Source organism: Collinsella aerofaciens (assembly GCF_901212495.1).
Lineage (GTDB): Bacteria > Actinomycetota > Coriobacteriia > Coriobacteriales > Coriobacteriaceae > Collinsella > Collinsella aerofaciens_H.
Genome location: NZ_CAAKNY010000070.1, coordinates 40,399 through 48,626 on the forward strand (window position 1 = coordinate 40,399; position 8,228 = coordinate 48,626).

Annotated in this window: 8 protein-coding genes and 1 pseudogene (1 of these 9 running past the window's edge); 6 read left to right on the forward strand and 3 right to left on the reverse strand. The window is 60.4% G+C overall.

The genetic code is table 11. The features are described from left to right. From SFLMC1_RS11460 to SFLMC1_RS08570, 5 genes and pseudogenes are all read left to right on the forward strand, one after another. A pseudogene (locus SFLMC1_RS11460) lies at positions 1-483 on the forward strand (glutamate ABC transporter substrate-binding protein); it begins 517 nt to the left of the window's first position. A gap of 138 nt (positions 484-621) precedes the next feature. Next, positions 622-1,281, forward strand: coding sequence for an amino acid ABC transporter permease (locus SFLMC1_RS08555; RefSeq protein WP_152073351.1), 660 nt, complete (start codon positions 622-624; stop codon positions 1,279-1,281). Then, positions 1,278-2,111, forward strand: coding sequence for an amino acid ABC transporter permease (locus SFLMC1_RS08560; protein ID WP_152073350.1), 834 nt, complete (start codon positions 1,278-1,280; stop codon positions 2,109-2,111). Before SFLMC1_RS08555 ends, SFLMC1_RS08560 begins: the two co-directional genes overlap by 4 nt. 36 nt (positions 2,112-2,147) lie before the next feature. Further along, on the forward strand, positions 2,148-2,912 hold the full coding sequence (locus SFLMC1_RS08565; RefSeq protein WP_152073349.1) for an amino acid ABC transporter ATP-binding protein: 765 nt from the start codon (positions 2,148-2,150) through the stop codon (positions 2,910-2,912). A gap of 87 nt (positions 2,913-2,999) precedes the next feature. Continuing rightward, a complete protein-coding gene (locus tag SFLMC1_RS08570; protein WP_152073348.1) occupies positions 3,000-3,809 on the forward strand; it encodes a gamma-glutamyl-gamma-aminobutyrate hydrolase family protein in 810 nt (269 codons plus the stop codon). Between the two features lie 103 nt (positions 3,810-3,912). On the opposite strand, the gene SFLMC1_RS08575 is transcribed toward SFLMC1_RS08570, so the two are convergent. From SFLMC1_RS08575 to SFLMC1_RS08585, 3 genes are all read right to left on the reverse strand, one after another. Continuing rightward, the gene (locus tag SFLMC1_RS08575; protein ID WP_152073347.1) at positions 3,913-4,269 is read right to left on the reverse strand and encodes an Hpt domain-containing protein; all 357 of its coding nucleotides are present in this window, start codon (positions 4,267-4,269) and stop codon (positions 3,913-3,915) included. Positions 4,270-4,292: 23 nt separating this feature from the next. Next, positions 4,293-6,173 (reverse strand): diguanylate cyclase, encoded by a 1,881-nt coding sequence (locus tag SFLMC1_RS08580; protein WP_152073346.1) that lies wholly within the window; start codon positions 6,171-6,173, stop codon positions 4,293-4,295. A gap of 211 nt (positions 6,174-6,384) precedes the next feature. Further along, a complete protein-coding gene (locus SFLMC1_RS08585) occupies positions 6,385-7,182 on the reverse strand; it encodes an alpha/beta fold hydrolase (protein ID WP_152073345.1) in 798 nt (265 codons plus the stop codon). A 225-nt stretch (positions 7,183-7,407) separates the two neighbouring features. On the opposite strand from SFLMC1_RS08585, the gene SFLMC1_RS08590 reads away from it, so the two are divergent. Further along, entirely contained in the window at positions 7,408-8,184 is a 777-nt protein-coding gene (locus SFLMC1_RS08590) for a radical SAM protein (RefSeq protein ID WP_152073344.1), read from the forward strand. The last annotated feature ends 44 nt before the right edge of the window (positions 8,185-8,228 follow it).

An 8,228-nucleotide genomic window follows, 5' to 3' on the forward strand; every position in this document is an offset into this window, starting at 1 on the left:
CTCGTCTCCTTCGCCGGCCCCTACTACTACACCCAGCAGGCCATCCTGGTGCTCGCCGACAACGACGACATCAAGAGCGTCGACGACTTGGCCGATAAGAACGTCGCCGTCCAGTCCGGCTCCAACGGCCCCGCTATCCTGGAGGAGTTTGCCCCCAAGGCCAGCCAGCAGGAGTTCAAGACCGACGAGGAGGCCCGCCAGGCACTCCAGCAGGGCCGCGTTGACGCCTACGTTATCGATAACAACATGCAGCAGAGCTCCCTGGTCCGCGAGCCCGGTAAGTACAAGATCGCCGGCAAGCCCTTCGGCAACAAGGAGCCCTACGGCATCGGTCTGCCGCTTGATTCCGACGGCGTCGCCTTTGTCAACGACTTCCTTAAGAAGATTGAGGACGACGGCACCTGGACCAAGCTGTGGCAGATCTGCATCGGCGACCGTACGGGCGACACCAATGTTCCCGAGCTGCCCGAGGTCGGCGCCTAGGCAGCGAGCCTGGTAACGGCCACAATGAAACCATATGGAAACGCACGATGCGCTTTATTGCGGTAAACTGTTTCCTCACTGAGTTGTCGGGGCTTCCGTACACACGGGAGCCCCTTTCCTTATCGGCGGGAGGTCCGCATGAGTCTCTCCGAACTCTGGTCGCTCTATGGCCAGAACTATATCGACGCGCTGCTAGCAACCTGGGGCATGACGCTTGAGTCATTTGCCATCGCCATGATGCTGGCCGTTGCCGTCACCGTGATGCGCGTGTCGCCGCTCAAGCCGCTGCGCGTCTTTGGCGACCTATATGTCCAGGTGTTCCGTAACATCCCCGGCATCGCACTGCTTATCATCGTCGTCTACGCGCTGCCGCCGCTCAAGGTCGTCCTGCCCTATCGAACCTGCGTTATCGTCGCCACGGTCCTTTTGGGCTCGGCCTTTGGCTCCGAAAACTTTATGAGCGGCATCAACACCGTCGGCGTCGGCCAGGTGGAAGCCGCCCGCTCGCTGGGCATGAGCTTTAGCCGTATCCTCGCCAAGATCGTGATTCCGCAGGCACTGCGCTCGAGCGTGCTGCCCATGACCAACCTCTTTATCGCCGTCATGCTCACCACCGCGCTCGGCAGCCAGGTGCCGCTTAAACCGCAGGAGCTCACCGGCGTGGTGAGCTACATCAACACGCGCTCGCTCGGAGGCGTCGCCGCGTTCTTTATCTCGGCGCTCGGCTACCTGGGCACGGCCTTTGTGGTGAGCCACATTGGCAACTACATCGATAAGAAGGTGAGGATCCTCCGATGAGCAAGCACTCCACCTCCGCGCTCACCATGCGCGATGCGCTCTACGAGGCTCCCGGCCCCAAGATGCGCGCCAAGATTCGCATCGGCACCGCTATCTCGCTCGTTGCCGTCGCCGCGCTCGCCGTCCTGGTGCTGCAGCGCTTTTATGTGACCGGTCAGCTTTCGGTCCACTATTGGTATTTCTTTACGCACCTCACCACCTGGAAGTTCCTGCTTGCCGGCTTTGAGGGCACCGTTAAAGTCGCACTCACCGCTGGCGCCATCGCACTGGTGCTGGGCTTAGCCCTTATGCTCGGCCGCACCAGCGACATTAAGCCGCTACAGCTGGTCTGCCGCCTGCTCACCGATTTCTTCCGCGGCGTACCGAGCCTGCTGTTCATTTACTTCTTCTTTTTGGTGCTGCCCCAGTACAAGATCGCGCTGCCATCGTTTTGGATGCTCACGCTTCCCGTCGCGCTCGCTGCCGCCGGCGTACTCGCCGAGATCTTCCGCGCCGGCGTCAACGCCGTGCCGCGCGGCCAGGTCGAGGCAGCCCAGGCACTCGGCCTCTCCAAAGCTAAAATCACCTTTAAAATCGTGTTGCCGCAGGCTATTCGGTTTATCATTCCGTCGTTGATTTCGCAGCTTGTGGTCGTAGTCAAAGACACCACCGTCGCCTATGTGGTGAGCTACCCCGACCTCATGCAAAATGCCCGCGTGCTCATTACCAACTACGACGCCCTCGTGTCGGTCTACCTGGTAATCGCGGTCATCTACATCCTCGTCAACGTCGCGATCAACAAGGCCGCCGTCTACGTTTCGCAGCGCACTGGCGCGACCATCATCCGCTAAGTACCCACGTTCTCAAAGCATAAGGAGCCGAGCACCATGGCACAGAGCACCTCTTCCACCGGCAATCAGCCGTTAATCGAGCTCAAGCACGTCGATAAGCACTATGGCGATCTACACGTCCTCAACGACATCAATCTCTCGGTCGACCGCGGCGAGGTCGTCGTTGTGATCGGCCCCTCGGGCTCGGGAAAGTCGACCATGTGCCGCACCATCAACCGCCTGGAGACCATCGACTCGGGCGAGATCCTCATCGAGGGCGAGCCCCTGCCGCAGGAAGGCAAGGATCTTGCCCGCATGCGCGCCGAGCTGGGCATGGTGTTTCAGCAGTTCAACCTGTTCGCACATATGACCGTACTGCAGAACGTCATGCTGGGACCGGTCGACGTGCTGGGCGTCTCCAAGGACGAGGCCCGCGAGCGCGCCATGGATCTGCTGGGCCGCGTGGGCGTGGCCGAGCAGGCCGATAAGGTGCCCGCACAGCTTTCGGGCGGCCAGCAACAGCGCGTAGCCATCGCCCGCTCGCTTGCCATGCAGCCCAAGGCCATGCTCTTTGACGAGCCCACAAGCGCACTGGATCCCGAGATGATCAACGAGGTGCTCGAGGTCATGGTCCGCCTGGCCCAGCAGGGCATGACGATGATCGTCGTCACGCACGAGATGAACTTCGCCCGCCGCGTGGCCGACCGCGTCGTGTTTATGGCCGACGGCCAGATCGTGGAAACCGGCACACCCGACGAGTTTTTCGACCACCCCCAGACCAAGCGCGCCCAGGACTTCCTCAACTCCATTAAGGGCCACTAACCAGCCATCCCGTGGAACAAATTCATCGGAAGTGTTGTCCCACGCCTCTCATGCGCCCTGTCACCTTCAGATTCGAAAGCAACACCTATGATCGGAACTCGTACTTCCTCGTCCTATACCCCGCACGTCGACGTTGCCCCCGCCGACCGTCCGCTCATCCTGGTGGCGCCGCGTTGGGAAGGGGCAAAACCGTTTTTAAGCGAGATGCTCTCCCCCAACGAGGAAATCGCAAGTGTCTTTGTCGATGCCATCCTTGCCGCCGGTGGCCTGCCGCTGCAGATGTCCATCACCGAGGACATTGAGGTTATCCGTCATTACGTCGATATCGCCGACGGGATCGCCATCCCCGGTGGCCCAGACGTCAACCCCAAGCGCTGGGGCGATGATCGACCCTACGACCCCACCCTCTGCTGCGAGATCCGCGATAGCTTTGAGTTTAAGCTGGTCGGCGAGGTGCTCCGCGCCAAAAAGCCACTCTTTACCACCTGTCGCGGCACGCAGCTGCTCAACGTCGCCACCGGCGGCACCCTGTGCATGGACGTGCCGAGCCTGGGTGCGCGCGAGGGCCGCACGCAGTGGCGCCACACCCACGTGCTCAACGACCCCGTGCACCCTGTCGAGGTCATGCCGGGCTCGCTGCTGGAGCGCGCGCTTGGCGGGCACAGGCTGATCCAGACCAACTCCGCACACCACTGCTGCGTCGATCGTCTGGGTAAGCATACGCGCCTGGTCGCCCAGGCGACCGATGGCGTTCCCGAGTGCATCGAGGTCGAGGGCCAGCCGTTCTGCCTGGGTGTGCAATGGCATCCCGAGTACACCTGGCAGACGCTCGAGACCGACTTTAACCTGTGGAAGTCGTTTGTCGAGGCAGCGGCCAAGGTAAAGCAGGCCCGCTAGCTCGCGGACCACACAACAGACAAGGGCGCCCCGCCAGCCACATGGTCCGACGGGGCGCCCTTTTACCTATACGCGGCAGGCACACATCAAAGCTCGTCAGCTCCTATTCGGCCGCCTCGCGCAGGGCCGACATCGTAGCCGCATATTGCTGCTGCAACGCATGCATGCTCTCGCGGGCGCCGTCAACGCCATCGGCGCCACGCAGCGCTTCGGTCACTACGACCGCCGGCTCGTACAGATTATCGAATCCCAGGTTCTGGCTCACGCCCTTGAGCGTGTGCGCTGCCATAAACGCACCTTTAGCGTCTCCTGCCGCCATAGCAACTTCCAGCTTGTCCATGCTCTCGTCATCCAAAAACTTGAGGGCAAAGCGGGCAAGCATCTCATCGCCCATCAGGCGGGCGCAAGCGTCATCATAATTGGCGCCGATCTTCTCATACGCCTCACGCATGGAAATCATGGATCAAAACTCCTTTGGTCAAACTAAATCGTGGGAAACGCGACGACGTCGGCAGGGCGCGTCAACGTCTCGGCAATACGGTCTTGCACCTCGAGCAGGCAGTCAAGCAGCAGCGGGTTAAAGGTGCCGCACTTACCGTCCAGGATCATCTGGATCGCCTCCTTGTGCGGGATAGCGTCCTTGTACACGCGCACGCTCGTCAGTGCATCGTACACGTCGGCCACCGAAACCACCTGTGCGGCGATGGGGATATCATCGCCCTTAAGGCCATCGGGATAACCCTTGCCGTCCCAGCGCTCGTGGTGCCAACGCGCAATCTGGTACGCATATTCCAAAAGCGCATTGCCGACGTGATGGCGGCCCAGTTCAAGCAGCATGTCGGCGCCAATCGTAGTATGCGTCTTCATAATCTCGAACTCCTCGGGCGTAAGGCGCCCGGGCTTGTTGAGAATGGCGTCGTCAATCGACATCTTGCCTACATCGTGCAGCGCCGAAGCCAGAGCAATCGTGGATCGTTCCTCATTGTCAAGGGAGATGGTGTCGCTACGCCGGACCAGACAGCCAAGCAGCAGCTCGGTCAGCTTTTCGATGTTCGTAACGTGCCTACCGCTCTCGCCATTGCGAAGTTCCATGACGCCGGCCATGATGTCGATGAGCATGCGACTGTTCTTGACGCGCTCTTTGTACTGCTGGGACAGCAGGCTCGTCAGGCGGCGCTGCTTGGCGTATAGACGGATGGTGTTGCTCACACGGCGGCGCACGACACGGGAGTCAAACGGACGGCTGATATAGTCCGAGGCACCTAGCTCGTACGCGCGCAGAACCACATCATCGGAATCTTCGCTCGAAATCATGATGACAGGCAGATTGTCGATAACCGATCGGCGCGACAGATCGGCCAGCACCTCAAAACCGCTCATGCCTGGCATGAGAATGTCCAGCAGCACGAGCGACAACTCATCGCCATGGCGGTCGACCATGTCGAGCGCCGTACGACCGTTATCCGCCTCGAGGATGCAATACTCGTCCTTGAGCATCTCGTTGAGAATGGCTCGGTTCATCTCGGAGTCATCGGCAATAAGCACCAAAGGCTTTTCGCTTTGGAAGGCCTCGATGGAATCGGCATGGGTCACGACCGTACCGGCTTTTGCCTTAGCACGGCTCAGCAACTGGACAGCGCGGCCAACGCCCTCATCGACCGTCTCGCCATGAATGCGAATGCCACCAACACAGGCCGTCAAGCTCACGTGCTCATGGCCCGGAATAATCGTGGAATGAACAGCGTCGGATACCTGGCGCAGGCGACGGGCGAAGTCATCGGAGGGAATATCGGGCATAACGGCTACAAACGTATCGCAGCCATAGCGCACAAGTTCGTCAGTCGAACGAATGCCGCTGCGTATGGCTGTCGCCACAGCACCGAGCGCAAGGTCGCCGGCATGGCGGCCACACGTATCGTTGAAAACCTTAAAATCATCAAGGTCGATCACCGCCACGCCAGCCTCCATGCGGGCGCTACGAAGCTTTTCCTCGTAATATCGGCGATTGCGCACACTCGTCAGCACGTCGGTGTATACAGGGTCCTCTTTTGCGGCCTCTTGCTCATCAATCGGACGTACCATCAGCAAGACGTGAGGCTCGCCCTCGACCCTTAGAGGGCGCAGGCGAGCGCGGTACTCAGTACCATCGTCGAGCAGCCGCTCCGATACCTCATCGGAGCCCGCCAAGGCCTCAAGGCTTGACTGACGCAGACAAGGGCACCGATCGCCGGCGAGCAAGCAGTTAGGCTCGCTCTTAATCTGATCGGCCGACAGCAAACGCACCACGGGGTAGGTCTTCGCGACGCGGGCGACCTCGGCGGCAGCCTCTTCGTCGGTTAGATTGACCTCGTGATTATTGAGCATATGGGGTCCTTTCTATCGTTACGCACGGCAACGGTACATATCAAATGGAACAAGGGTAACATCTAACAGCTGCAGGCAAACGCGCGATTATCGTTACATTTTTATGACCTGGCAAACGGCGGCAATGGAGCCGCGGGCGCGCGGTTATGGGCGCATTCGTTAACAATGACGAAACGCTAACAGTCCACCTCCCCGCAGGTCATCGAACGTGCTAGCGATTCAAGGCATCGCGAACGGCGTTTGCCGCCGTAACGGGACGATCGCGCAGACCGTTATGCGCGCCCGGAATCGTCACGAGAGGGCAATCGAGATATTCGGCAGCCGCTCGCGTACCAGCCTCGCGGGGCGTACCGACCGAAAGCTCGCCCAAAAACACAGCCGACACCGCCTTTGACGCGCGGGCGCGCTCCCAGTCGGGAGCATATGTCATATTTGTTCCATATTCATTGGCCATAAAGCAACGACCATTGCGCAGGGCATGTTTGGCTTCCGCTTCGGTCGTCCCAGGAGCCTCGGGGTCCAAGTCGCCGAGGGCTCCCAAGAAAAGCCGGAGCGCCCTTGAAACCTTTCCAGCCGCAATCATATCGAGCAAAACCGGAGCTGCCCCCATGCCGACGCCTTCGGCCGATACAGCCGGCTCATGCAGAATCGCACGGGCGACGAGATGGGGTCCGGTGCGAAGAAGCTCCAGTGCCACCAACGTACCGGCGCTGTGCGCAAGCACATTTGTCGGGGCGCCAACGTGTTCGATCACGGCCTGCAGGTCGGCGGCCTGAGCGGCAAGATCATAGCTGCCGTCTGCCGCTTCGCTGCTGCCACCACAGCCGCGGCGGTCGTAGGCAATTACGCGGTAGTTGCGACTGAGCTCACCAGCAATGCTGTCGAAAAATGTGCCGTCGACACAAGCGCCGTGCACGCACACCAAGGCAGGAGTATCAGGCGACACATCCGGGCCGGCATATTCGCGACAGGCGATCGTGGTGCCCGCATTCTCGACCGTAAAATCCATGTTGTGCCCCCATCATCAATGCCCATCCAGTTGCACGTCAGTACGGCTGGATGGACCCGCATTGCCTTACGACTTGTTAACAGATTAACTGTACCCGACCCGAGGCTCTTCATGGCACGGCATAATGAGCGACGTGAAAAAACGAAACATGTAAAGTAAGAGCCCGCACCTTGCTTTGGAGCCGATGCTATGCTAAGGCGCAATTGTCTTGAGGAGCATATGCCTATGTCTACGTTTTTGAATGCCAGCCCCATCTTTGGGCCCGTTCGCAGCCGTCGCCTTGGTCTCTCGCTCGGCGTCAACATGATGCCGGCCAGCGGCAAAATCTGCACGTTCGACTGCATTTATTGCGAAAACGGCCTCAACGCCGAACGTCCCTGCCACGAGCCGTACAACACAGCCGCCGTGGTACTCGACGCGCTCGAGGCAAAGCTGTGCGGGATGGCAGCCGAAGGCGAGCTCCCCGATGTGATCACCTTCGCAGGCAACGGCGAGCCCACCGCCGCACCGGAGTTTCCGCAGGCCATCGCCGGGGCCGTCGCACTGCGCGACCAGCTTGCCCCAAACACCAAGATTGCCGTGCTTTCCAACGGCACGCGCGCCGACCGTCCCCAGGTGCACGATGCGCTCATGATGGTCGACGACAACATCCTCAAGCTCGATACGGTCGACCCGGCATTTATCCAGCTGCTCGATCAACCCGTTGGCCCCTACGATGTGGAGCACCAGATTGAGACGTTCGCAAGCTTTGACGGTCACGTTATAATCCAGACGATGTTTTTGACCGGCGAACACCAGGGCAAGCCTCTCGACAATACCGGCGAGGAGTACGTCGGCCCTTGGCTCGCGGCACTCGAGCGCATTCGTCCGCAGGAAGCGACCATCTACACGGTGGCGCGCGAGACACCGGTCGCCGGCCTTGCCAAAGCGGCGCCCGAGGTGCTCGACACGATCGCCGCACGCGTGCGCACCCTCGGCATTCCCTGCCAGGTGAGCTACTAGGACGCAGCCACCCAAGAGCAGCTAATTTGGGACGGGGCTATTTT

Bases quoted from the DNA above. Each gene is read 5' to 3' on its own strand.
- SFLMC1_RS08555 (WP_152073351.1), top strand. From the start codon at position 622: ATGAGTCTCTCCGAACTCTGGTCGCTCTATGGCCAGAACTATATCGAC.
- SFLMC1_RS08560 (WP_152073350.1), top strand. From the start codon at position 1,278: ATGAGCAAGCACTCCACCTCCGCGCTCACCATGCGCGATGCGCTCTAC.
- SFLMC1_RS08565 (WP_152073349.1), top strand. From the start codon at position 2,148: ATGGCACAGAGCACCTCTTCCACCGGCAATCAGCCGTTAATCGAGCTC.
- SFLMC1_RS08570 (WP_152073348.1), top strand. From the start codon at position 3,000: ATGATCGGAACTCGTACTTCCTCGTCCTATACCCCGCACGTCGACGTT.
- SFLMC1_RS08575 (WP_152073347.1), bottom strand. From the start codon at position 4,269: ATGATTTCCATGCGTGAGGCGTATGAGAAGATCGGCGCCAATTATGAT.
- SFLMC1_RS08580 (WP_152073346.1), bottom strand. From the start codon at position 6,173: ATGCTCAATAATCACGAGGTCAATCTAACCGACGAAGAGGCTGCCGCC.
- SFLMC1_RS08585 (WP_152073345.1), bottom strand. From the start codon at position 7,182: ATGGATTTTACGGTCGAGAATGCGGGCACCACGATCGCCTGTCGCGAA.
- SFLMC1_RS08590 (WP_152073344.1), top strand. From the start codon at position 7,408: ATGTCTACGTTTTTGAATGCCAGCCCCATCTTTGGGCCCGTTCGCAGC.